Raw genomic sequence first — 21,465 nt, forward strand, 5'->3', positions numbered from 1 at the left:
GGGTTCCAAGCAGGAACGAATGAGAAAAAGCCGCCAGTAAATTTACCGACGGCTGGATGATTAAAGCATCCTTGGGCGTAATTTAACGACGGCGGGGCACTTTGGCTAAGTAATCAATATCAGCAGCACGCAACTGCTGGGCATAGCGAGTCTTGGGCGCGATCGCTGCTGCCAAATCGCGGTATTTGCGGGGGTCGCCCTCCGGTAGCCGCCGCTCTTGGAACTTGCGATCGTAGAATTTCTCCAGCGTAAACCGCCAATCGGTGGTAGTGGTGCCCACTTTGTCGCGGTATTCAAAGCCATAGCGCGGCGTCACGAGGTTAAAGGGACGTCCCTCCATCCGCTTGCGCTGGTAGGGCACCGTAAAGTCACCAAAGGCATTGGTGTATTCCTCACTGTCGAGGAGGGCATCGACAAAGCCATAGAAGCCAAGGGTGCCGATTTTAATTGACCAAGCAATTTTTTCCTCTTCGTTGTAGGCACTGCGCCCCAAGAACCGCCGCAGGCACACATCCACCAAACGGTAGTTGTCGTTCACAGCCACCACCGTATTGTAGAAGCGCTCTGATTTGGCCAGACCGCGAATGAAGTCCCGCACCGTAATCACTCGGTTCACTAATTGGGATTCCAAGGTGATTTGACGGTTAAAGGCTAAGGTGGCATGCTCACTAAACACCTGCCGATAGCAGGCCCAGATCACCTCGCGGATTTCCGGGTAGGAGGCCGCATCCTCAAGACGATAGATATAGGGGCTATCTTCGTTTTGATCGGCAATGCCAAAGGTAGCGACGCGGTGGTTTTGAGTCGTCGGCTTGTAGGCGAGTAGAGGTAAGTCCATGGATCTCTCCCAAGTCAAAGAGTGAAACAATAGCTAGCGCAGCGGAAAGGTCGCCGTCGGGTTGATCGACGCCGGTACAGTCGGGCGATCGCGCCGCGTGGTATCGGGGATTTGCACATTGGCCGTGGACACTGGCTTGAATTGCACAGGTGTCACCTTGACTGATCGTGCCATCTCCAAGAAATTGCGAATGTCGCCCCACTTGTAGCGACTGTTCTCTAACTTATCGCGCCAGTAGTCACCATAGCGAGGGGTCACCAGATTAAAGGGGCGATCTTTATAGCGACGACGCTGGTAGGGCACGGTGTTATCGCCAAAGTTTTGCGTATATTCGTCACTATCCACAAGGGTATCCACAAAGTTCTGCCAACCGTCGGTGGCAATGCGAATGGACCACGCCAGTTCCTCATCTTTGTTGTAAGGGGCACGCCCAAGGAGCCGCTTCAGGGCAATTTCCACCAAGCGATAGTTGGAGTTCGTCTCCACCACCAAGCGACGGAATGTCTCCGATTTGGCCAAGCCGCGAATAAAATCCCGTACCGAAATGGCACGATTGGCTAGTTGGGACTCCAAATGGGGCTGGCGGGTACTCTTGAGGACAACGTGTTCACTAAACACTTGGCGATAGGCTGCCCAAATCAGTTCATCAATATCCGACTGATCCACTGCATCCTCAAGGGAATAGCGCCAAGGGGTGTCTTCATTGGGCACTTCATAGCCCGGTACCCGCTGATTTTGGGAACTAGGGGCATAGCTCAGCAAGGGAATCGTCATGGCTTACACCTTTGGTTGAGAGGGCAAATAACGATAGGGCAACGCAACGGGCACAGGTTTGACCGGTGTCGGCGGTAGATCCCGCTCTTGGGCGGTGTTGGGAACCGTCACCAAACTGGAGGTGGCCCGTGCCACATGGCGTTGAGTATCGAGGGTAGGCACCACAATTGAACGCGCCATAGAGAGGAAGTTGGCTGGAATCGCGCCGCGGATAATTTGCTTGTCCAGTGGCCCTGCGGTGTAGTAGCGCACTTGATAGTAAGAACGACCACTGAGGGACATTTCCTTGTTGCGCCAGTAGTCGCTGTAGCGGGGATTAACGAGGTTAAAAGGACGCGCCATGCGCCGCCGCCGTTGGTAGGGGACAATATCGGCACCAAAGTTTTGCTGGTACTCATCGCTGTCCACCAAGGCATCAATAAATCCTTCTAGGCCACGGGTGGCTAGAATAATCGACCAAGCAATCTGCTCCTGCTGGCCATAGGTGGGGCGGCCAAGGAATCGCTTGAAGGAGACATCCACGAGGCGGTAATTGGAATTGACGGCTGCCACTTGCTCGCGATAGACCTCGGACTTACCCAAGCCACGGATAAAATCCTGTACGGAAATGGCACGATTGCGCAGTTGGGATTCTAGGAAGGGCTGACGGTAGGAGTCCAAAATCAGGTGCTCGCTGAAAATTTGGCGATAGGCTGCCCAAATCAGGGCATCCACGTCTGCGGCATCGGTGGCATCGGTGAGGCGGTAGATGACGGGATCATCCTCGGCGGGGACTTCATAACTGACCACCCGCTGGTCAAGGGTTCTGGGCTTCACAGCCAGCAAGGGTAACGACATAACTTTCCAATCCTTTTAGGTGTGCATGGACAGAGAGTCCCTCTGGAGGGCAAGTTGACAACGGGAACGCACAACAATGTCGGGGTCGCGATCGCTCAAATGATTGAGGAGGAAACGCACCGCTTCCCGAAGGGCACGAGCAGCCGCCTGCTGATGCAGATGATCGAGGGCAACACCCACGGCATAGCGAACCGCCCAATCCGCTGCTTCACTGTTGCGTTGAAGAACTGTGAGTGCTTCCCTTAATTGAGCCTCTCTTGCCGTCTCTTCAGGGATTAACTGCCAGCGGAGCGTTCCTAAGGCCTTTGTGGCGGCGCGGCGAACACTGGGGGCAAAATCCGACTGCGCGGCAGCCAATAAGACCCGTAGGGCGGCAGGATGACCAATATTCCCCAAAACTCGCACCCCATAGGCACGGGCACCATAGTTGTATCCATCCAACTGTGCCAACAGCGGCTCCACAACCGCATCCCCAAGGGCAATGAGGCCTGCCACAGCGGCTTGGGCAGCAGCGGGGTTGTTGTACCCCAAAACCGCAATCAGCGTGGGAATAGCAGCGGTGTCTTTTTGCTGGGCAAGCTGAACCACCGCCTCGCATAGGGCAGGAGCAGAGGTGGCGGTCTCAACGGCATGGATATAGGGATGGAGATCACTCACAGCAGTTGATCCAATCCTTGAAAGAGGGAGAGGGTCTGTTCGGCTGGGGCGGCCTGCCGCAGTTGCTGGCTGAGGATGCCGTGGAGGGCAATGAGCTTGAAGCTCGCTTCAACACCCGCCTGCAAAATAGCCTCTGCTGCGGGTAGATAGCCCATCGCTCCCAAATCCAGAAGCGCTGTCCGTCGCAGTTGCACATCCTCACTGTTGAGAGCCGCTAGCAGGCGATCGCCATACTCGGCCGCTCCCGTGAGCTGAAAAAGTGCCCGCGCAGCGGCAAATTGGACTCGCGGCATTTCATGAGCCAAGAATGGCTCAATCAGGGCAATGGCTTCAGTGGCACCAAGGTGACCCAAGCTTTCAATCACGGCTTCCACTGGCTGCACCAGATGCGGGCGACCGGGGACGAGCCGCGCCATTGCCACACCCCCTTCTAGGAGCGATTGCAGGGGCGCGATCGCTTGAGGGTCTCCCAACTGACCAAGAGCAATGGCCGCCGCCTCACGGACATAAAAATCCTCGCAGCGCAAGCACTCAATTAATGCCGGTACGGCTTGGCGATCGCCCAACTTGCCCAAGGCACGGGCGGCATTCCGCCGCAGAGGGTAACCCCCCAATTCTGTGCGATCGGCCTCATCGGCCAAAGCAGCAATCAAGGCGGCCACAATCGCCTGCCGCTCCGCTGCCGTTGCTGTTTCTAGGCCAAACTTCCCCAGCCACCACGCCGCATAGTAGCGGAGACTGGTATCCGTCCCCTGAAGCTGCGCCAGCATTTGGGGAACCGTCAGTTGTACCGGTTCAGAGACCGCCGTCATTCCCTCTCCAGACATCAGCCAATTAGGAGGCGACCACGGGGGTAATGGAAACGATTTTGCCCCCCATGCGGGTAATGCGCTGCATCTCTTCATTCATGCGGTTGTAGGGCACCGTAATAAAGGTGCTACCGCTGCGCCGAATCGGAAACCCCATTTTGTCAGTTTCTTCGTTTTGACGCAGACCCACAACCTCGTAGCGGAAAACGCGAGCGCCGGAGGGGCTAAGGGCAGCACTTCCAGACGCAGTTTGACCAAACATGACACCTGACTCCCAATCTCAAAAGGACGCTAAACAAACATTCCTAGGCAGGATTGACACTGACAATGCGAGCACCCGTGCGCTGAAGCTGCTGCATTTTGCTCGACAGTTGCTCATAGGGCACCAAGAAGGCGGTACTGCTGCGGCGCACCCCCGGATAGCCCGGTTGGCGAATGCCCGCCACTTCAATGCGATAGACGCGGCCACTTTCACCAAAGGAACCACCCAAGCAAGCCCGTGGGGGAACATCGGCACTGGGGGTGTAGTAGGCAAAGGCCGTATCGCTACTCGAAGGCGGCACCACCGTATTGGGACTGTTGGTGGCCAGATCCCGCGCTAAACGGGACATGCTGCCTTCTGCTTGGGCGCGATCGCTATTGGCATAGCCACGATAGAGACGGAACATGCGGTTAAAGCCCACTGTTTTCTGACCCGGCTGGCTATTAAAGCCACGGTAATAGGGCACGACCCAATCCCCAAAGCTATCGGTGTATTCGGGGGAATCAATGTAGGAGTCAATGTCGGCATCAAAGCCCTCATTTTCGTAGAGATCCAAATGGAAGATTACTTCCGACTCGTCGTAGGGTGCCCGCCCCAACAAATGCTTATAGTTCAGTTCAATGACACGGGTTTGAAAATTGCCGTAGAGAAACTTCTCTTTGTATAGTTCCGACTTGGCCACTGCGCGCACAAACTCCCGCACGGTAATTTTGCCATTGCGCAACAGTGACTCCGCACTCACCAAACGCTCCGATGCCATGACATAGTCATTGCCCAAGACCTGACGGTAAACGGCACGGATGACAGTCTCTAGATCTTCCTCGCTCCAGTTGGCACGCAGCTCCACCCGCGGAGCATCACTGAAGGCGGAGGTACCCAAGCGCGAAGCAGCAGCAGTAATAGCCACGGTACAAACTCCTAAATATCGAGGGTACAAACAAGCCCGGTGCTGTAAACAAAGGGTCAGCCCAACGCCGACAACATCTGCTTACCTCACCGGGCAACGAAGGGAAACGCCTATTAGCTGAGGGCGTTAATGGCGTAGTCGATGTAGGCGTTGGCTTCCACCGCAGCTTGGCCCGTCAAGCCATGATTGGCTTTGATGTATTTCAGAGCTTCCACATACCAGCTTGGGGAGAGATCAAACGTGCTGTTGATTTCAGACAAGCCAGCGATGAGGTACTCATCCATCGGACCAGTGCCACCGGCAACGAGGCAGTAGGTCACCATCCGCAGGTAGTAGCCGATGTCACGGGCGCACTTGGCTTTGCCTTCGGGGGTCGAGGCATATTGAGAGCCTTGCATGGTGGTGGTGTAGGGGAATTTTTGGTACACCGCTTGGGCTGCGCCGTCAATCAGGCTCTGAGCATTGTTGGTCAGGGCGCGAGCAGCTTCCATGCTGGCCACAGCGCGCTTGAAGCGACCGTCAACCGCTTGCAGCTCGGTGTTGCTAAGGAAACGACCTTGGGTATCAGCGGCGGCAATAGCTTCAGTAATCGGCGTTTTCATGGATAAAATATCTCCCTAAAAAATGTGCGTGTTCAGAACGGTCAAAGTTACAAGACGGTAGCTGTGTCTTAGGCAACAGCGGCAGCGGCACGATCAAAGTAGCCAGCAATCTCAGACATCAGGGCGCTGCAATCGCCAGGAGTGATGCCATTGGGATCATTGGCGATCGCGATCGCGGCATCTTTCATTTTTTGGATAGCCACAGCCACGGAGGAGCCGGGGGTACCAAGGGCTTGGTAGGTTTCCCGCAGACCGTTCAAGCAGCGATCATCGAGCACGCTGGAGTCACCGGCCAAAATGGCGTAGGTCACATAGCGCAAGATGATTTCCATGTCGCGCAGGCAAGCAGCCATACGACGGTTGGTGTAAGCATTCCCACCGGGTTGGATCAGTTGGGGTTGCTCTGCAAAGAGGGCACGAGCAGCGTTAGCAACGATCGTGGAGGCATTGCTGGTGATGCGGTTGACGGCATCCAGACGCTTGTTGCCTTCTTTCACCAAGTTGGACAGGGCATCGAACTGGGCGTTGGTGAGGAATTCACCGCGGGCATCGGCCTGAGCGACAACTTTGGCAAATGCATCTAGCATGGATCAATTCTCCTTAAAGGTTGTTAAAGAAGTTAGAACTTCTTGACATTCCTGCCCCTAGCGGGATTGCAGGATTTTTATGGTGTTTTTGTGTCAACCCATAAAGGCTGTGTCAAGCAACCTTAGAGCGACCAAGCTGATCCTTGGTGTGGATATGTCAGGTCACGAACACCACAGGGGTGGGTGCCGGAAAGGTCGAATAACAGCCCGTGTTTCCCTAGGTGAGGTCAACAACCGTGCTGTTAAACCCTTCAGGTATTTCTTATACAATGCGGTGGGAAACCTGTTTCGCCGTAGTTATTAATTTGTAAAATACTTTTGTGAGATAAATTAAGCTTCCCGCGATCGCCATAAAATTGGTGCGATTTGTCCTAAGTTTTTCCTAAGTTTCGTGAAGTTTCTTTAACATTATTCTCAGGAAGTTACGATCCACATGAGTGAACCGTTGCAATTTAGCTTATTTGACACCCTCGCCCCCACCGAGGCCGAATCCCCGCCACCGACGCCTCTCGATGCTGCTACCTATGATCAAATTCCGCTGCGCGCTGAGGTGCCTATTCCCGCCGGTACCTACCGCGACTTGGAGGCGCTTGCGGCGCATTGTCAGCAGTGTCAACGCTGTGGCTTAGCGGCCACCCGTACCCATGTGGTGGTCAGCCGTGGTAATCCCGCCGCCAAGCTGATGATTATTGGTGAAGGACCGGGTCAAGCGGAGGATGAAACGGGTCGCCCCTTTGTTGGCAAGGCAGGGCAGCTCCTCGATAAAATTCTGGCTTCGGTCAATCTCGATAGTGAACGGGATGCCTATATCTGCAACATTGTGAAGTGCCGCCCTCCCGGCAATCGCGTCCCTGAACCCGCTGAAACAGCAGCCTGCCTGCCCTATCTGTTAGAGCAGATTCGCTTGGTCAATCCCCGCATTATTCTACTGGCGGGGGCAACGGCTGTGCGCGGCTTGCTCCAAGATCAGCGGGGGATTACAAAAATTCGCGGTCAGTGGATTGAATGGCAGGGACGCTGGTGTATGCCGATTTTTCATCCTGCTTATCTGTTGCGAAATAACTCGCGGGAGCCGGGCAGTCCCAAGTGGCTAACGTGGCAGGATATGCAAGCCGTGCGCGATCGCCTGCGCCAACTCGATGCTTAGATTACTCCTGACGGTGGGGATGTTCCTGCAAATAGCGTAGCCAAAGCTCCGAAAGTTCCCGCGCCTGTTGCTCCTTTTCGCCAACAATGTGGTACATTCGCCGCGGCCGACCGCGACCTTCCACCTTCTTCCAATAACCATCAATAATTCCCTCATCCTCGAGGAATTTGAGGGCGCTGTAGAGCACCGTATCGGAAAGGCGGTAAAGAGGATATTCGTTTTCAATGGCTTGAATCAGCGCCGTGCCATAGGAGTCCCCCTTTTCCACAAGGGTATAGAGCACATAGCACACCGCAACTTCCTTGCTCAGGTAAACGGGCGGTGGCTGGCGGAAAAAGGTGTAGATATCTTCCAGTTTCATAACCTTATCCTCAGCAATGGGCTACTGCTGATCCATTGACTCCCCAAAATTCCTCAGATCATGGAAGCGTCTGAATTCAACTCTGTTGCTCCAAACGATAGAAAACACAAATACTCCCCCCTTAATATCAGCACTTGCCTCTAGCCTTATATAGCGCATGAAAGTCACTAAGTATTTATCACTACCAAGACTACAATATTGTTTTACAACCCTTTCCTGAAATATAGGAGAAACAGTCTTCTCCCCTGTCGGCTTTCACGATTTTAAGCGTCTGCCGTCCTTGTAAAAAGGGCTGTACTTCTGATTTTAGGAAGTTTGAGAGAAAAGTGTTCCTTGCATCATAATTCCGCAGTTGGCAAAAATCAAGTCATTGACCTGTTGTAAATTGATTTCAAGGGTGATCAGCAGCAAAATTTCTTAACAAAAATTCACGATAAATCTGCCAGCGGCGGCCATTGTGGACCAGCAGTGTGAGGTGGGATACCCAACAGCGAGCCGCAAAGGATTGTGCTTGAAAGTCTGCCCAAGCGTGGCGAAAGTTGTCCTTGGTTAAATCACGAAAGGCGATCGTCATGTGGGGGGTAAAGGCATGGCGTTGCGTAGGGGGGAGGTGCAGGGGCTTCGCTACCGCTTTGACGAGATCTGCTTGTAGTGTCTTGAGGGCTGGGGTGGGTGCCACGTGAATATAAATGACTCGTGGGGGAAAGGCGGCAAAGCCATCGAGGATCAACTCCACTGGAGCGGCTTGCTCGGAAAAAGTTTCTAGAGCTTGCTCCAGATTTACGACCGCTGCATCTGGCCACCAAAAGGGGGGATAGAGGGTAACGTGGGGGGGAGAGCGCAGTGCCGCTTGGCTTTGGTAGCGATCGCAACAATACTGCTTGAGGCGGGTGACTTCCGCCTGAATGTCAGCATTGGGCAACAAAGCAATAAAGTAATGCCGCCGGTTCATTAGCGCTGTGCCACAACGGTCCAATGGCGATCGGAGGTGAGGGTGGCTTGCCACTGCTGCGGCGGCTGCGGCAAGGTTTTGAACAGATCCCCCATTTCCGTTAAGGTCAGTGCCGCATGGAGCGAATCGGCAAACAGTTGCCGTTGCTGGGGCGGGTCTTGACCCGCATATTGCTCAACCAAGGCTTGCAGTTCGGCCAATGTTTCTGGGCGATAAAGGTCACGGATAAACAACGTCCCTTGGGGACGCAGCACCCGCAGCATTTCGCCAAGGGCAGGCCGCGGATCCGCTAGGTGATGGATCAAGCTATTACTGATCACAACATCAAAACTCGCGTCGGCAAAGGGCAAGGCTTTGGCATCCCCTTGAATAAAGTTTAATTGCGGACTGTGGTGGCGGGCGATCGCCAGCATGGCTGAACTGAGGTCAATCCCTGTTAGTTGCCAATGGGGATAGCGTTGATGCAGCATTTGCAGAATCCGCCCGTTTCCTGTACCCACATCTAAAACTTTTAGAGGTTGCTCAACACTGGCTAAGACTGCGGCTAAATCTTCACAGAAGGCGGCATTAACAGCAGTAAAATCCATGGCGTCATAGGCGGCAGCCGTTTCTGGCGTCTCCATGACCTCAGGTTCAAGAATGCGTTGCAGCGGCATAGGCTATAGACCCGTCGCCGATCGCCCCTGCTTGGGTAAGCGCACAAACACAAAGTAGCTCAGATAGAGCATATAGATGACAAGGGCAACGGCGGCAAAGAAGCCAAGGGTACCGGCGCGGGCTTGGGCATGGAAAATATCTTTGAACATCAGGGGTGGCTCGAGCCAGACTTGGCAACTGGGGGTCTGAACGGCACCAGCGACAAACGCACAGGGCAAATAAAAGGCCTGACCAATGGCGGCAAGGATACAGTAGAGCGTGATTGCCCAGCGCCAGCTACTAAAGACCTGACCAATCAAATCTTGGCGATCGCTAATTTCCTCATTGAGATCCACCCAAAACCAGAGGCTAATGGGAATCAGCACCAAGGCCATAAATCCGGTGACGTAGGCCACTGGCCACTGCGGCATCATCAGGTACACCGTAATCGCCAATAGACTGGCCACCCGCCAATAGATAATCAGCAGTTGGGTAATCGCTGGCACATTTTTAACCGTTGACCACAGCAACAGGATCAAGGGAATAATTACAGTAAAGAGCACCGCAAGGCGGTAGTCCATCCACACGAGCAATCGCAGAAGTTCCAAGGACATGGCAGGCCACAGACCCAAGTGCAACGGTTCTATTATTAGGGATCGCCTTCCCAAGGCACAAGGCTAGAGCGATCGCACTCGCTCATACCAACGCATCAGAATGGCTGCTAACTTTTGCGAATCATGGCGCACGGTTGGCGTGGATTCGTCCATCACATCCGCAAGGATCAGTCGACAGTTTTGACGGGTCAGGGCTTCCCGATCAATAGCCACAGCGGTACTTCCCTGCTGCCCATAGCGTTCAAGGTGAGCGGCACTGGGGGGGTATTTTTGCACCAGCACCGCATCAAACAGGCGATCGCCCGTGACCGCATCAAGGGCACGCACATGATCACTCACAGCATAGCCATCGGTTTCCCCCGGCTGCGTCATAATGTTGCAGACGTAAACACAGGGGCACTGCCGCTCCGCTAGGGCTTGGGCAATCTCAGGCACTAAAAGATTGGGAATGATACTCGTGTAGAGACTGCCGGGGCCAAGGATAATGTAGTCGGCCTCATGAAGGGCTTGAATGGCGCGGGGCAGGGCTTTGGGGGCTGGGGGCGAGCAACCAATTTCGACAATTTTGCCGCGGGCGGCTGTAATGTTGGACTCCCCATGAATGAGGCGACCATCGGCAAGGCGTGCCCAAAGGGTCATATCTGTTAGGGTGGCTGGCAACACTTGACCACGAATGGCCAAGACCGCTGAACTGGTGGCGATCGCTCGCTCCAGATCCCCCGTGATATTTGTCATCGCCGTCAGAAACAAATTGCCAAAACTGTGCCCTGCTAAGCCATCCCCCGCTTCAAAGCGATATTGAAACAGTTCAGTGACGATTTTCTCCTCATCGGCAAGAGCCGCCAAGCAGTTGCGAATATCCCCCGGTGGCAACACCCCAATTTCCCGCCGCAGTCGTCCGGATGAGCCGCCATCATCGGCCATCGTCACAATGGCAGTGATATTGGAACTATAGAGCTTGAGTCCCCGCAAGAGGGTGGAGAGACCAGTTCCCCCCCCAATAGCAACAATTCTTGGCCCCCTGCCTAGCCGCCGATGGATGAGCAGCCGCTCCACCAAGGCCTTGTCGTCTTCTGGCAACAGGACTTCCGTAATCGAGCCAAGGGTGCGGGCATAGCCCCAAGCAATCAGTGCCAACCCCCCAAGCAGCAGTAAAGGGCCACTGATGTAGCTGGGCACAAAACGGGCAATACTTTGAACAAACTGCTCTAGAAATTGCAGGAAGTAAAAAATGGGGGTGAGGTTGATGCTAATGGCAAAGCCCAGACTAGCCAGCAAAACGCCAACTGCACTAATTAGGAGCCATCGTTTCACCAGTAGCCCAGGGAGCAACCATTGGGACCACAAACGGATTTTACGACGGGCTGGCCGTAGCTTCGCTGAGAGTGGTTGAGCCTTATTCGCTCTCCTCATCCGCACCAATACCCAAATAGGTTTTGCTCAGATAGCGGGCTAGGCGCTGCAGAGGATTGGCCACTTGTTTTTTGTGTTCGGCATGATTACTGTTAATGGGAACACCTAAAATCCCGGAAAATTCATCATCGCTAATTTCCCCTGCTTGGTGCTGAGCAAAGGAATCAACCACTTGAATGAGTTCATCGGTGGAAAATTCAAAACCATGTTGACTGGCAAAATCCACCACCTTAGGCGCCATCTCTCCTCGCAGGGCAGCGAGTTCCTCAGCATCTAGTTCGGCAGCGCCGCTGATATTGCCATCCCCTACCCCCAGAAGGTTCTCCAGTTCATCTCGTAGTTGGGTATCTTCAGCGGTCTTTTGCATGAACGCTAACACCTGTGCCGTCGCCATAGGCTTCCTTCCTTCGGTCAGTAAATTTTCTGCACGAACCGATTGGATTATAGCATTCTCTGCTGAGAGTATTTTTAGGCAACAGTTCTTAAGAAGGGCACCTCAACCACTTGAGCAATGATGCCCTCTGGGGTGTGCAAGGTTAACCCGGCACCGCCCACTTTGGTGCGCACATAGCCTAGACCAAAGGCACCCCCATTTAGGGGCGTACAACTGGTGAGCAGACCCACTTTTTCCCCTTCCAAAAGTAGGGGAGTTGGGGCGGGAACAACGGCACTCAATTCCAGTCCCCAGAGATGTTGTTTGACCCCTTGGTAGGTGTTGAGGCGGGCGATCGTCTCTTGGCCAATGTAGCAGCCCTTATTGAAAGAAATCGTATGCCCCAGTCGGGCTTCGAGGGGGTTATAGTCTTCGGTGAGTTCAGCCTCGGCAGCGGGTCGCCCTTGGCGGATGCGTAGGTGTTCCCAGTCGGTATCATTCAGTTGGAGATGGGCATTGAGGAGATCTGTGAGGGGGCGATCGCTCCAAAGGGTCAAGCCCGGAATCGCTAAGCCACTGGTGGCAGCAATGGTTATGGGAGCGTTTTCGTAGGTGAGAGTCACATGAGCGTAGGGCTGGGAAAACGGTTGCAGACCCAATTGGTCAGCGATCTGATCCGAAACGGCACCGAACACTCGGTAGCAGTAACTGTCAGAAGTGCGATCGCTCACCTGCACATCGTCGCCAAAGAAGATGTACTTATCGAGCCATTTCAAGAGAAACTCGCGGCGCTGTGGTGACACCAGTAGATCCACCCACTCCATATGAACAAGTAGGGTGACAAGATCAAGGGTGCGTGCCGTCGAGGTCAGAAAAACCGTATCTGCCCCTTGGCCGGGTTGCAAGACAAGACAGTTATTGGAGCTTTGATTGTGCAAAAACTTTAGGCGATCGCCCCCCGTGAGGCGTAGGCGCCCCCAATGACTGCAATCATAGACTGCACCACTGGCAGAGACTGTTTCCAGTAGATCCGTCATTCTTTTACTCCTAAGAGAAGCAAGTCCCGCTCAAGGAGCGATCGCACCCCTGCAAGATTGAAGCCCGGTTGCTCAGCTAATAACTCAGCCACGTTTTTTTGACCCGTCGCAGCCGCCAAGAATTGCTGCTCAGCCTGATTGAGCTGAATCACATCATAGTGACAGTTAAAGACACAGACCCCCGGCCAACCCTCTAAGCAGGGGTGTCGCCACGGAATAGCCACCAGCAAAGCCGCATCCTCAGACCAATCGTGACGGGGCAGCGGCGGCTTGGCCAAAAAGAACTCAAAGTGGGTCATTGCCTCAGGGTCAAGGCATTCAATGAGTTGATATTGCTGGATCGGATCTAAGTGCTGTGCGCGGTGCAACAGTTCTGGCTGGCTGCCCAATAGCCGCTCCAACCGCCAAACTTGAGGGTTAGAAAAGCCGACGAATTCTAGGCTAGAGGCAGCAATGAGGTCAAAGAGGCTGGCGATCGTGTAGTCAATTTCTTGGGGATGCACGTACATGTCGGCAAAGCATTCATCCCGCTGATTTTCGAGGCTCCAGCGCTCCTGCTCACGCTTTTTCAGGCGATTGTTCTGGGGCAATGCGGCAAAGAGTTGCCGTCCAATGGCCACCCCCTCGCGATAGTTGTGGCGATCGCTCCCCTGAAGTAAGGCAATGGCCTGCTGCATCAGTTTAATTTCCCAGCGACCGTAGGCTCCATAAACAAAGATGTGCAAAATGCCGCCGGGAGCAAGAACATCGGCGAGAGCTTGAATGCCCCGCTGCGGATCCGGCAGATGGTGCAGCACGCCCACACAGTTAATCATCTGGAACCTTTGCCCCAGTTGTGCCACATCCTCTAGGCTCAGGTGGTGAAATTCGACATTGGTGGCGCCCGATCGCCGGCAGCGCTCGCGGGCAATCTCCAAAGCACCCTCACTGAGATCCAACGCAGTAATCTTTGCCTGCGGATTCAAATGGGCGAGATATTCCGTTCCTACACCAGTGCCACAGCCAGCATCGAGAATGGCAACGTCCAACTGGGAGGGATAGCGTCCTGTGCAAAAGCTATAGGCCGCCGGCCAAGACCAGCGCCAGTTGTACCCCGGTGGTGGCTCATCAAGGAGCGGTTCCGGCGGAAAAGGATAGGTATTGTACAGTTGCCGCACAGCAGCAGTAATCTCAGCCGCCGAGGTCATGATGGTTCCCCTTGAGATAAGCGTCGTAATAATTCTCGGGTGGTTGCCTCTGGGTCAGCCGCATCCATAATGGCGCGGACAACGGCCACCTGAGTCGCCCCGGCCTTGACCACCTCATCAATATTACTGAGATCAATGCCGCCAATGGCAAACTGCGGCATCGGGGCGTGTTTGCGGGCGTATTGGAGATAGTCAAAGCCCACAGCCGCTTTACCCGGTTTGGTAGGAGTCGCAAAAATCGGCCCAACACCCACATAATCGGCACCTTCAGCAATGGCACGCTCCAGTTCTTGGGGATTGGTGGTCGAGCGTCCCACGAGGCGATCGCGCCCTAAAATTTGCCGAGCCAGTTCCATGGGAATATCCGTCTGTCCGAGGTGGACACCATCGGCATTGGCACCCACGGCAATATCCACGCGATCGTTGACCAAAAACAGGGCGCCGTAGCGTTGGCAGAGCGCTTGTAACTGGCGAGCCGTGGTTAGACGGGTGTGATCATCACTGGTTTTGTCGCGGTATTGCACAAGGGGCAGTCCCCCCTTCAAAGCAGCTTCGACGGTTTCCAGCAGGCGATCGCTGGGGGCAGTCACCAGATAGAGCTTTGCCCCTTGCAGGCGTTGCGCTCGAGCGTGGCGCGGGTTGAGGATCAAGGCTTGCTCGAGAATGTAAACGCGATAGCGGAGGGCTTTGGCGGTGTCACTCAGCTCAGTGTCCGTCAATTTCGCGTATTCTTCAATCACCCGCAGGGCTTCTTGGACACGGGCAAAGTTAGCAGTGAGCACCTCGCTGAGGGTCTGGCGATCGCGCTCCTGCGGATGACGCAAAGCAGTCCCCGGATCCTGATCCGTTTGTCGTGCCGCCCGCAACTCTGGGGTATGGTAGCGGCCAAGGGTTTGGCGCAAATCTTTACATTCTGCACTCAGGGCAGCATCTTCGCGGCCAAAGCGGCACCATTCCTCAATCACCCGCAGACCTTCGCGGGCACGGTCAAGGTTGGCATCGAGAATCCGCCGGATGCGTTGCCCCTCAAATCCGGGAGCTAAATTTTGCATAGCACGTCCGATCCCCACAGAAAAGAATCAACACAGTTCTGTTCACCGTTCATCGGCATTGTTGATAGCGTAATGAAGTTTTTGATGAGCCGTTTCAGCATTCACTCCCAGCCGTGGTTGAGTCACCTATGTTTGATCCTAGTGGGTTGGGGGACGCCCGTATTGGCGGCAGAACCGATTCCCATCCCCGTGCCACCGCCAGAGGTCAATACCGTCATCCCGATTCCTGTGCCTGCCCCAGAGGTGAGTACGGCGCCAATTCCCACCCCACCGCCGCAGCAGCTTGACAACTCCCTCGAACGATTGCCGGTGCCTAGTGACCCGATTCCGATGGGATTTGTGGGTCGCGATCGCGCGATGAATCAATTGCCGCCCCCACCAGACATTTCTGATGTAAACTTGGCAACACTCGCTCCCGTAGCCCCCAGAACGCGGTTTCGAGTCATTGTTTTGGATTTGCGGGAGGATGATCTAGCCAATCAAGAACGCCTGCGATCGCTCGTTCCCGAAGTGATACCCATTACCCTTGGCCAGCGCCGCGCCCTACAAGTGGGCAGTTTCCAAAACGAGGCCAATGCCAACGAAATGCGTACCTTTATGGAGGTCAATGGCTTCCGCGCTGAGATTCAACGTCTGCCCTAAACAACCTCAATTGGCTCAGGAACGACGCGAAGAGGCCTAAAGAGTGCCCGCTTTTTCAGCAGTGAAGTGAACCCCCTGCCCAAGCAATCAATTTTTCATAGACTTAGAGGATTAGGAGCAAATCGCCACAGGAGTTGAGTTGCTAAAACATTCTGAGGATACAACCGTTCCCAAAGACAATAGCAATATCAACAGGATAGATGAGCAAGACCGCGCCTTTCATGACTGGTATCGGTTTGTGCTCTCTTATCCGCCCCATCTTGTGAGGGACTACATAGAAGACTTTGGCTTGAATGCAGAGAATGTCATCCTCGACCCTTTTTGCGGCACAGGCACAACGCTGGTTGAGTCGAAGCTGCGTGGAATCCCCTCATTGGGTACCGAAGCCAATCCATTTGCCCATTTTGCGACGTGTGTTAAGACGGATTGGGATGTTGATCCGGATTTACTCTACCGTCACTCCTGTGAGATCGCAGAATTTGCCCTTGACATCCTGCGGCAGCAAGGGATAGGGGACTCGGTGCCTTTTGAGGGGAATATTGCGGATCTACCGTTACGCCAACTCTCGCCAGAACAACATAAACTCATCCTTACGGGGTCGATCAGCCCGATTCCCTTGCACAAGGTCTTGGTACTCCTTGACTGCTTAGAGAAATACAGAATAGAACAGGTCTATCGGCATCAACTGCTGGCGATCGCCAACATACTGGTTTTTGCCGTGAGTAATTTGCGCTTTGGCCCTGAAGTGGGTGTTGGCAAGCCTAAAGTTGATACACCAGTGATTAGTGCTTGGCTCGCCAAAATTGATGAAATGGTGGAGGATTTGCGGCAGGTCAAAAATCAAAATGATGCCCCTGCCCACGTCTATCTGGCGGATGCAAGATGTCCTGACCGAGTATTGCCGCCGCAGTCCGTTGATGCGGTGATCACCTCACCCCCGTATCCCAATGAAAAGGACTACACCAGAACAACCCGCCTCGAATCGGTGGTCTTGGGCTTTATCAAAACCAAGGCGGACTTACAAGCTTTCAAGAAGGGTCTGATCCGTTCCAACACGCGCAATGTGTACAAAACCGATGACGACGATCAGTGGATTCAAAACCATCCTGCAATTCAGGAGATAGCAGCTGAAATTGAACGCCGCAGAATTCAGCTGGGTAAAACGTCTGGCTTTGAGAGACGCTACAGCAGGGTAACAAAGCTCTATTTTGGTGGCATGGCACGTCACTTGGCTGCCCTGCGATCGCGCTTGCGTCCCAATGCTCAATTGGCCTACGTCGTGGGTGATCAAGCCTCCTATTTGCGGGTGATGATTCGCACAGGTCAGTTATTGGCTGACATTGCCCAAGCCCTTGGCTATGAGGTTGTGCGCACAGATCTCTTCCGAACACGGTTTGCCAGCGCCACGAAGGAGCAACTGCGCGAAGAAGTGGTGATCCTACGCTGGAAAGGATAGTCGAGTCAGTCCAGATGGGCTGTACCTTAAGAATTACTGTAAAATAAGGCATCAACTGGCAGTACACCCACCCTATGGTTACCTCTTGGGCGAATATGGTCATTGCCGCGACTTCAACGGCACTCAACTCCGCTGCGCCAAAGGCGATTGGCCAAAGGGCACGCGACGCGATCGCAACGACTGCGCTGGAAATCTTTTGTGTTTAATCTGCTGTCTGAGCGTCTTTTGCTGGTCATCGGCGGATTGGGGGCAGGTCTTCTCCTGTGGCAAACCGATGGCCCTTTGATGGTGGCCACCCTGAGTGGCGTGGGTACGATTTTTCTCCTCAGTCGCTGGCAACGCCGACTGTTGACGCTATGGCAAGACCTGCGCCAACAGATGTCTCAATGGCTACACCATCCCTTCGCCTTTACGGTGGTCGGGGGTTTGCTGGCCTGTTTGGGTACCTATACCCTTTTGCATTTGGGTCAACACACCGCAGATCCATGGCTCGTGGTGGCGCTTGTGATCCTCGGCATCCTTTTAGTGGCCGTCATTGCCCTGCTTGGGACGCTCATGGGGCAACTGCAACAGCAGCATCAGACCCAACAGGTGTTCCAATGGTTTGCTGACCTCACCCATCCGCAACCGCTGCATCGGCTAGTGGCTATTCGCCAATTAGCTCGCATCTCTAAGGGGGCAGAGCGTCGCCAAGTGCAGGAAGCCCTATATCTGCTACTGGGACAGGAAACGGATGCAATCGTTCGCCGTGCTGCCCTTGAGGTGCTCGATCATCTTGATGATGCCGCCTGAGTCCCTCAATTGGCTGGAGCGATGGTGCTTGGCTCGGTTGATTCGAGCGATTGCTAGTGTCATTGGGGTTGAGCCACAGCGATTCGACTACGTTGGCTTTGTTGAAATCACACGGCAAGTGAAGCAGGGGCGATCGCCCGCGCAGCAGCAGGCTATCGTGGCCACCGTCTTTGATCGGTTAGTTCCCCCCTTCATCAGCACCTTGGTACGCACACTCTTTCGCCCGACTCGCTGGGTTTGTGAGTGGAATGCGTGGTTTGCCACCCGCCTCACGGGCTGGTTAGTGGGAGCCAGCGATCGCTACTGGGTCGAGGTCATTCCCCCCGATCAACCCCGCCAATGGCAACACAGTGGCGTGCGCATTCAAAAATGCCGCTATCTTGCTGAATCTCAATGCGTGGCACTCTGTATCAACCTGTGCAAAAAGCCCACGGAGCAATTCTTTCGGCAGCGATTTGGCATTCCCTTGACGATGACGCCCAACTTTAGCGACTACAGTTGCGAAATGGTTTTTGGTACCCCTGCCCAGCCGATTCCTGAGCCAACCATTCCCAACTGTTGGGACGATCCGAGTCAGACCCCCTGCCCCCACATTTAAGACCATTCTCTTGGCGAATCATTTTTGGCGATTGACAATTCAAGATTATTTGAAATAACGTAGGGATGTCCCGCTGGAGCAGCAACGATGGGCGTTGGCATCGGCATTAATGGCTTTGGCCGCATTGGTCGCTTGGTTTTGCGTGCCGCGTGGGGTTGGCCTGAACTGGAGTTTCGCCACATTAACGAGATTAAAGGAGGCACAACCGCTGCCGCCCATTTACTAGAGTTTGATTCGGTGCATGGCCGCTGGCCCCAAGCCATTCAGGCCAAAGAGGGGGCGATCGCCATCAACGATCAGATCATTAGCTTTTCGGAAGCAAAAACCCCAGCAGAGGTACCTTGGCAAGAACGAGGAGTCGAGATTGTTCTGGAATGCTCCGGTAAATTCCGTACCGCTGAGCAACTGGCGGCCTACTTTGCAGTTGGGGTGAAAAAAGTGATTGTTGCTGCCCCCGTCAAGGAACAGGCCCTCAACATTGTCATGGGCGTCAATGACCATCTCTACAATCCCCAAGAACACCACTTGCTCACCGCCGCCTCCTGTACGACAAATTGCCTTGCCCCCGTCGTTAAGGTCATTCACGAAACCCTTGGCATTCGCCACGGCTTGATCACCACGATCCACGATGTCACCAATACGCAAACAGTGGTGGATGCCCCCCACAAGGACTTGCGCCGTGCCCGCTCTAGTCTGATGTCTCTTGTGCCGACAACCACGGGTTCAGCCACTGCTATTGGGCTGATTTATCCCGAACTCCAAGGCAAACTCAATGGCTTGGCGGTACGGGTGCCCCTGTTGAATGCGTCGCTCACCGACTGTGTTTTTGAAGTGAGCCGCCCCACCAGTGTGGCCGAAGTGAATGCAGCTCTTAAAGCTGCCGCCGCCGGGGAACTCAACGGAATTCTCGGTTATGAGGAGCGCCCTCTTGTTTCCATTGACTATTGCAACGACCCCCGTTCCAGCATTGTCGATGCCCTCTCCACAATGGTTGTGGATGAAACGCAGGTGAAAATTCTCGCATGGTACGACAACGAATGGGGCTACAGCAATCGCATGGCCGAATTAGCTCGTCACGTCGCCACTACGTTGCCCTAAGGAGTCTGCTATGGCTGTGTCCACCAGTGTCCGCAACTATATGATTGTTACCCTCGCCTACTGGGGGTTCACGATTACCGATGGCGCACTGCGGATGCTAGTGCTGCTCTACTTTAACCAGATTGGCTACACACCGCTGCAAATTGCCTTCCTATTTCTCTTCTATGAAATTTTTGGCATTGTCACCAACTTTCTCGGTGGCTGGATTGGTTCCCGTTTAGGGCTGAATGTCACCCTCTACGCGGGCATTGGTTTACAGGTGATCTCGCTGATCATGCTCACGCCCCTAACGCCAGAATGGCCTTTGTGGTTTGCGGTGCCCTATGTGATGGCGGCACAGGCGATGTCGGGGGTGGCCAAAGACCTGACAAAGATGAGTTCTAAGAGCGCTATTCGCTTAGTGGTGCCCCAGGAGGCAGAGTCACAGCTCTTTAAGTGGGTGGCGATTCTGACGGGTTCTAAAAATGCCCTCAAGGGGGTGGGTTTCTTTGTTGGCAGTGTGTTGCTGACATTGGCGGGCTATAGAGCGTCTCTGTGGATCATGGCGATCGCGCTTATCTTGATCCTGTTCAGCGGTTTGTTATTGCCACGGGGGATGGGGCAGATCAAAAAGAAAATCAAATTTCGCCAACTCTTTTCCAAGAGCAAGGAGATCAATATTCTTTCTGCTGCTCGCTTTTTCCTCTTTGGGGCGCGGGATGTCTGGTTTGTGGTGGGTTTGCCCGTCTATCTCCAAAGTGTTCTCAACTGGTCATTTTATGAAGTGGGGGGCTTTCTCGCCCTGTGGGTCATTGGCTATGGAGGTGTCCAGTCCTCGGCACCCCTGCTGTTGAAATACATCAATCGCGGTCGCCCTCCCCAAGCCGCCACTATTCAGTTTTGGACGTTTACACTGACGATTGTGCCAGCAGTCATTGCCTTGGGCTTGATGAGCCACTGGAATCCCAATGCCGTCATTATTGGCGGCTTGCTCCTTTTTGGCTTGATTTTTGCCATGAATTCGGCAGTCCACTCCTACTTGGTGCTGGCCTACACCGATGATGAAAAGGTGGCCTTGAATGTTGGCTTCTACTACATGGCCAATTCCGGCGGGCGACTAGCGGGAACGGTTCTCTCTGGCCTCATCTATCAAATTTGGGGCATTGTCGGCTGTCTGTGGGTTTCGATGGTCTTTGTCCTCTGTGCTGGCTTGATTTCCCTAAAGCTCGAGGATCCGAAACGGCAGCAGCCCTACCCCTCGTTGGTTGTGGGGGATGGTGAATAACTGCAACATTTTCCCCTAGGGGTTAGAACTGAATAAAATTGAGATATGGTGAGGTTCCCCGAGGAATTGCCCTTATGATGCTCCCCCAAGAAATCATCGGCCAAAAAGTGTGGTTGGAAGTGGAACCCGAAGATGCCTACTATGCGGGTGAGAAAATTCGAGTACAGGCGGAAATTAGCCAGCCCACTGCTCCCCCGTGGTACTATGCTCGCTACATTAACCCGCCCCGCTGGTTCCGCACCCAAGGCCAGTGGCTCACCCACCATGAGGCGGAGATGGCAGTGCTCTTGAATCCCGTCTTGGAGGATTTGGAGCTGGGGGAAGAGGATTACGACGGTGATGAACTGACGAATGGTGATTTTAGCGATCGCTAGGAGCGTCTCGGGTCTGTTGGTCAGGGTGGCGATCGCCCACTGTTAGCTGCTATACTAAGTGCCAGGAAGAGTGGTGTATTGGCAGCACCCATGAACGTTCTATCCTGAACGGTTCAAAAATCTCCTTCCCCTCGGGAAGTGAGGCTGTCACTTTTTGAGATTGTTTGGGTGTGGTGGGCAATGTCCCGCCTTTTTT

The 21,465-nt window shown here is 54.1% G+C and carries 26 protein-coding genes; 8 read left to right on the top strand and 18 right to left on the bottom strand.

Annotated features, from left to right (window positions below):
• Nucleotides 1-82 precede the first annotated feature (82 nt).
• From RHH53_RS07085 to RHH53_RS07125, 9 genes are all read right to left on the bottom strand, one after another.
• Nucleotides 83-838, bottom strand: a complete 756-nt coding sequence (locus RHH53_RS07085) for a phycobilisome rod-core linker polypeptide (protein ID WP_206199553.1) — start codon at nucleotides 836-838, stop codon at nucleotides 83-85.
• A gap of 33 nt (nucleotides 839-871) precedes the next feature.
• The gene (locus RHH53_RS07090) at nucleotides 872-1,612 is read right to left on the bottom strand and encodes a phycobilisome rod-core linker polypeptide (protein ID WP_302676357.1); all 741 of its coding nucleotides are present in this window, start codon (nucleotides 1,610-1,612) and stop codon (nucleotides 872-874) included.
• Between the two features lie 3 nt (nucleotides 1,613-1,615).
• Complete coding sequence (locus RHH53_RS07095; protein WP_206199555.1) at nucleotides 1,616-2,449, bottom strand: phycobilisome rod-core linker polypeptide; 834 nt, start codon at nucleotides 2,447-2,449, stop codon at nucleotides 1,616-1,618.
• A 15-nt stretch (nucleotides 2,450-2,464) separates the two neighbouring features.
• Nucleotides 2,465-3,106: a HEAT repeat domain-containing protein gene (locus RHH53_RS07100; protein ID WP_310743583.1), complete on the bottom strand. Its 642-nt coding sequence runs from the start codon at nucleotides 3,104-3,106 to the stop codon at nucleotides 2,465-2,467.
• A complete protein-coding gene (locus RHH53_RS07105) occupies nucleotides 3,103-3,933 on the bottom strand; it encodes a HEAT repeat domain-containing protein (RefSeq protein WP_315862881.1) in 831 nt (276 codons plus the stop codon). The genes RHH53_RS07100 and RHH53_RS07105 overlap by 4 nt, the downstream gene beginning before the upstream one ends.
• Nucleotides 3,934-3,940: 7 nt before the next feature.
• Nucleotides 3,941-4,177 carry a phycobilisome linker polypeptide gene (locus tag RHH53_RS07110; protein WP_149818199.1) on the bottom strand — a complete coding sequence of 79 codons (237 nt, stop codon included), beginning with the start codon at nucleotides 4,175-4,177 and terminating at the stop codon, nucleotides 3,941-3,943.
• A gap of 43 nt (nucleotides 4,178-4,220) precedes the next feature.
• Complete coding sequence (locus RHH53_RS07115) at nucleotides 4,221-5,084, bottom strand: phycobilisome linker polypeptide (RefSeq protein ID WP_149818201.1); 864 nt, start codon at nucleotides 5,082-5,084, stop codon at nucleotides 4,221-4,223.
• A gap of 113 nt (nucleotides 5,085-5,197) precedes the next feature.
• On the bottom strand, nucleotides 5,198-5,686 hold the full coding sequence (cpcA, locus tag RHH53_RS07120) for a phycocyanin subunit alpha (RefSeq protein WP_149818203.1): 489 nt from the start codon (nucleotides 5,684-5,686) through the stop codon (nucleotides 5,198-5,200).
• 68 nt (nucleotides 5,687-5,754) lie between these two features.
• Entirely contained in the window at nucleotides 5,755-6,273 is a 519-nt protein-coding gene (locus tag RHH53_RS07125; RefSeq protein ID WP_011057792.1) for a phycocyanin subunit beta, read from the bottom strand.
• Between the two features lie 433 nt (nucleotides 6,274-6,706).
• Between RHH53_RS07125 and RHH53_RS07130 the strand changes: the two genes are divergently transcribed.
• Nucleotides 6,707-7,420 carry a uracil-DNA glycosylase family protein gene (locus RHH53_RS07130; protein ID WP_206199557.1) on the top strand — a complete coding sequence of 238 codons (714 nt, stop codon included), beginning with the start codon at nucleotides 6,707-6,709 and terminating at the stop codon, nucleotides 7,418-7,420.
• A 1-nt stretch (nucleotide 7,421) separates the two neighbouring features.
• Here RHH53_RS07130 and RHH53_RS07135 read toward each other — a convergent pair whose 3' ends face one another.
• The 9 genes from RHH53_RS07135 to RHH53_RS07175 form a co-directional block, all read right to left on the bottom strand.
• A complete protein-coding gene (locus RHH53_RS07135; RefSeq protein WP_149818207.1) occupies nucleotides 7,422-7,781 on the bottom strand; it encodes a PadR family transcriptional regulator in 360 nt (119 codons plus the stop codon).
• 391 nt (nucleotides 7,782-8,172) lie between these two features.
• Nucleotides 8,173-8,733, bottom strand: a complete 561-nt coding sequence (locus tag RHH53_RS07140; protein WP_302677896.1) for a 2'-5' RNA ligase family protein — start codon at nucleotides 8,731-8,733, stop codon at nucleotides 8,173-8,175.
• Nucleotides 8,733-9,389 carry a class I SAM-dependent methyltransferase gene (locus RHH53_RS07145; protein ID WP_310438313.1) on the bottom strand — a complete coding sequence of 219 codons (657 nt, stop codon included), beginning with the start codon at nucleotides 9,387-9,389 and terminating at the stop codon, nucleotides 8,733-8,735. Before RHH53_RS07145 ends, RHH53_RS07140 begins: the two co-directional genes overlap by 1 nt.
• Nucleotides 9,390-9,392: 3 nt before the next feature.
• A complete protein-coding gene (locus RHH53_RS07150; protein ID WP_310743584.1) occupies nucleotides 9,393-9,983 on the bottom strand; it encodes a DUF3177 family protein in 591 nt (196 codons plus the stop codon).
• A gap of 63 nt (nucleotides 9,984-10,046) precedes the next feature.
• Nucleotides 10,047-11,396 (bottom strand): YvcK family protein, encoded by a 1,350-nt coding sequence (locus tag RHH53_RS07155; protein ID WP_315863385.1) that lies wholly within the window; start codon nucleotides 11,394-11,396, stop codon nucleotides 10,047-10,049.
• Nucleotides 11,380-11,790: a hypothetical protein gene (locus RHH53_RS07160; protein WP_286626602.1), complete on the bottom strand. Its 411-nt coding sequence runs from the start codon at nucleotides 11,788-11,790 to the stop codon at nucleotides 11,380-11,382. The genes RHH53_RS07155 and RHH53_RS07160 overlap by 17 nt, the downstream gene beginning before the upstream one ends.
• Before the next feature lie 74 nt (nucleotides 11,791-11,864).
• Nucleotides 11,865-12,806: a folate-binding protein YgfZ gene (locus tag RHH53_RS07165; RefSeq protein ID WP_302677898.1), complete on the bottom strand. Its 942-nt coding sequence runs from the start codon at nucleotides 12,804-12,806 to the stop codon at nucleotides 11,865-11,867.
• Nucleotides 12,803-13,993, bottom strand: coding sequence for a class I SAM-dependent methyltransferase (locus tag RHH53_RS07170; RefSeq protein WP_310743585.1), 1,191 nt, complete (start codon nucleotides 13,991-13,993; stop codon nucleotides 12,803-12,805). The genes RHH53_RS07165 and RHH53_RS07170 overlap by 4 nt, the downstream gene beginning before the upstream one ends.
• The gene (locus RHH53_RS07175; RefSeq protein WP_286626605.1) at nucleotides 13,990-15,045 is read right to left on the bottom strand and encodes a thiamine phosphate synthase; all 1,056 of its coding nucleotides are present in this window, start codon (nucleotides 15,043-15,045) and stop codon (nucleotides 13,990-13,992) included. The genes RHH53_RS07170 and RHH53_RS07175 overlap by 4 nt, the downstream gene beginning before the upstream one ends.
• An 84-nt stretch (nucleotides 15,046-15,129) precedes the next feature.
• Between RHH53_RS07175 and RHH53_RS07180 the strand changes: the two genes are divergently transcribed.
• The 7 genes from RHH53_RS07180 (at nucleotide 15,130) to RHH53_RS07210 (ending at nucleotide 21,269) form a co-directional block, all read left to right on the top strand.
• The gene (locus RHH53_RS07180; protein WP_310743586.1) at nucleotides 15,130-15,687 is read left to right on the top strand and encodes a hypothetical protein; all 558 of its coding nucleotides are present in this window, start codon (nucleotides 15,130-15,132) and stop codon (nucleotides 15,685-15,687) included.
• Between the two features lie 139 nt (nucleotides 15,688-15,826).
• Nucleotides 15,827-17,143, top strand: coding sequence for a DNA methyltransferase (locus RHH53_RS07185; RefSeq protein ID WP_310743587.1), 1,317 nt, complete (start codon nucleotides 15,827-15,829; stop codon nucleotides 17,141-17,143).
• Between the two features lie 102 nt (nucleotides 17,144-17,245).
• Entirely contained in the window at nucleotides 17,246-17,935 is a 690-nt protein-coding gene (locus RHH53_RS07190) for a hypothetical protein (RefSeq protein WP_310743588.1), read from the top strand.
• Complete coding sequence (locus RHH53_RS07195; protein ID WP_310743589.1) at nucleotides 17,922-18,533, top strand: DUF4033 domain-containing protein; 612 nt, start codon at nucleotides 17,922-17,924, stop codon at nucleotides 18,531-18,533. Before RHH53_RS07190 ends, RHH53_RS07195 begins: the two co-directional genes overlap by 14 nt.
• An 87-nt stretch (nucleotides 18,534-18,620) precedes the next feature.
• On the top strand, nucleotides 18,621-19,631 hold the full coding sequence (locus RHH53_RS07200) for an ArsJ-associated glyceraldehyde-3-phosphate dehydrogenase (RefSeq protein ID WP_206199569.1): 1,011 nt from the start codon (nucleotides 18,621-18,623) through the stop codon (nucleotides 19,629-19,631).
• 10 nt (nucleotides 19,632-19,641) lie between these two features.
• Complete coding sequence (gene arsJ / locus RHH53_RS07205; protein WP_206199570.1) at nucleotides 19,642-20,895, top strand: organoarsenical effux MFS transporter ArsJ; 1,254 nt, start codon at nucleotides 19,642-19,644, stop codon at nucleotides 20,893-20,895.
• A gap of 74 nt (nucleotides 20,896-20,969) precedes the next feature.
• Nucleotides 20,970-21,269 (top strand): hypothetical protein, encoded by a 300-nt coding sequence (locus tag RHH53_RS07210; RefSeq protein WP_206199571.1) that lies wholly within the window; start codon nucleotides 20,970-20,972, stop codon nucleotides 21,267-21,269.
• Nucleotides 21,270-21,465 lie beyond the last annotated feature (196 nt).

The organism is Thermosynechococcus sp. PKX82 (assembly GCF_031583255.1).
Lineage (GTDB): Bacteria > Cyanobacteriota > Cyanobacteriia > Thermosynechococcales > Thermosynechococcaceae > Thermosynechococcus.

Coding starts and splice junctions, on each gene's coding strand:
- RHH53_RS07195 (WP_310743589.1), top strand. CDS start 17,922: ATGATGCCGCCTGAGTCCCTCAATTGGCTGGAGCGATGGTGCTTGGCT.
- RHH53_RS07210 (WP_206199571.1), top strand. CDS start 20,970: ATGATGCTCCCCCAAGAAATCATCGGCCAAAAAGTGTGGTTGGAAGTG.
- RHH53_RS07145 (WP_310438313.1), bottom strand. CDS start 9,389: ATGCCGCTGCAACGCATTCTTGAACCTGAGGTCATGGAGACGCCAGAA.
- RHH53_RS07175 (WP_286626605.1), bottom strand. CDS start 15,045: ATGCAAAATTTAGCTCCCGGATTTGAGGGGCAACGCATCCGGCGGATT.
- RHH53_RS07130 (WP_206199557.1), top strand. CDS start 6,707: ATGAGTGAACCGTTGCAATTTAGCTTATTTGACACCCTCGCCCCCACC.
- RHH53_RS07165 (WP_302677898.1), bottom strand. CDS start 12,806: ATGACGGATCTACTGGAAACAGTCTCTGCCAGTGGTGCAGTCTATGAT.
- RHH53_RS07200 (WP_206199569.1), top strand. CDS start 18,621: ATGGGCGTTGGCATCGGCATTAATGGCTTTGGCCGCATTGGTCGCTTG.
- RHH53_RS07125 (WP_011057792.1), bottom strand. CDS start 6,273: ATGCTAGATGCATTTGCCAAAGTTGTCGCTCAGGCCGATGCCCGCGGT.
- RHH53_RS07140 (WP_302677896.1), bottom strand. CDS start 8,733: ATGAACCGGCGGCATTACTTTATTGCTTTGTTGCCCAATGCTGACATT.
- cpcA (WP_149818203.1), bottom strand. CDS start 5,686: ATGAAAACGCCGATTACTGAAGCTATTGCCGCCGCTGATACCCAAGGT.
- RHH53_RS07090 (WP_302676357.1), bottom strand. CDS start 1,612: ATGACGATTCCCTTGCTGAGCTATGCCCCTAGTTCCCAAAATCAGCGG.
- RHH53_RS07150 (WP_310743584.1), bottom strand. CDS start 9,983: ATGTCCTTGGAACTTCTGCGATTGCTCGTGTGGATGGACTACCGCCTT.
- RHH53_RS07155 (WP_315863385.1), bottom strand. CDS start 11,396: ATGAGGAGAGCGAATAAGGCTCAACCACTCTCAGCGAAGCTACGGCCA.
- arsJ (WP_206199570.1), top strand. CDS start 19,642: ATGGCTGTGTCCACCAGTGTCCGCAACTATATGATTGTTACCCTCGCC.
- RHH53_RS07085 (WP_206199553.1), bottom strand. CDS start 838: ATGGACTTACCTCTACTCGCCTACAAGCCGACGACTCAAAACCACCGC.
- RHH53_RS07095 (WP_206199555.1), bottom strand. CDS start 2,449: ATGTCGTTACCCTTGCTGGCTGTGAAGCCCAGAACCCTTGACCAGCGG.
- RHH53_RS07105 (WP_315862881.1), bottom strand. CDS start 3,933: ATGTCTGGAGAGGGAATGACGGCGGTCTCTGAACCGGTACAACTGACG.
- RHH53_RS07170 (WP_310743585.1), bottom strand. CDS start 13,993: ATGACCTCGGCGGCTGAGATTACTGCTGCTGTGCGGCAACTGTACAAT.
- RHH53_RS07180 (WP_310743586.1), top strand. CDS start 15,130: ATGAGCCGTTTCAGCATTCACTCCCAGCCGTGGTTGAGTCACCTATGT.
- RHH53_RS07160 (WP_286626602.1), bottom strand. CDS start 11,790: ATGGCGACGGCACAGGTGTTAGCGTTCATGCAAAAGACCGCTGAAGAT.
- RHH53_RS07135 (WP_149818207.1), bottom strand. CDS start 7,781: ATGAAACTGGAAGATATCTACACCTTTTTCCGCCAGCCACCGCCCGTT.
- RHH53_RS07110 (WP_149818199.1), bottom strand. CDS start 4,177: ATGTTTGGTCAAACTGCGTCTGGAAGTGCTGCCCTTAGCCCCTCCGGC.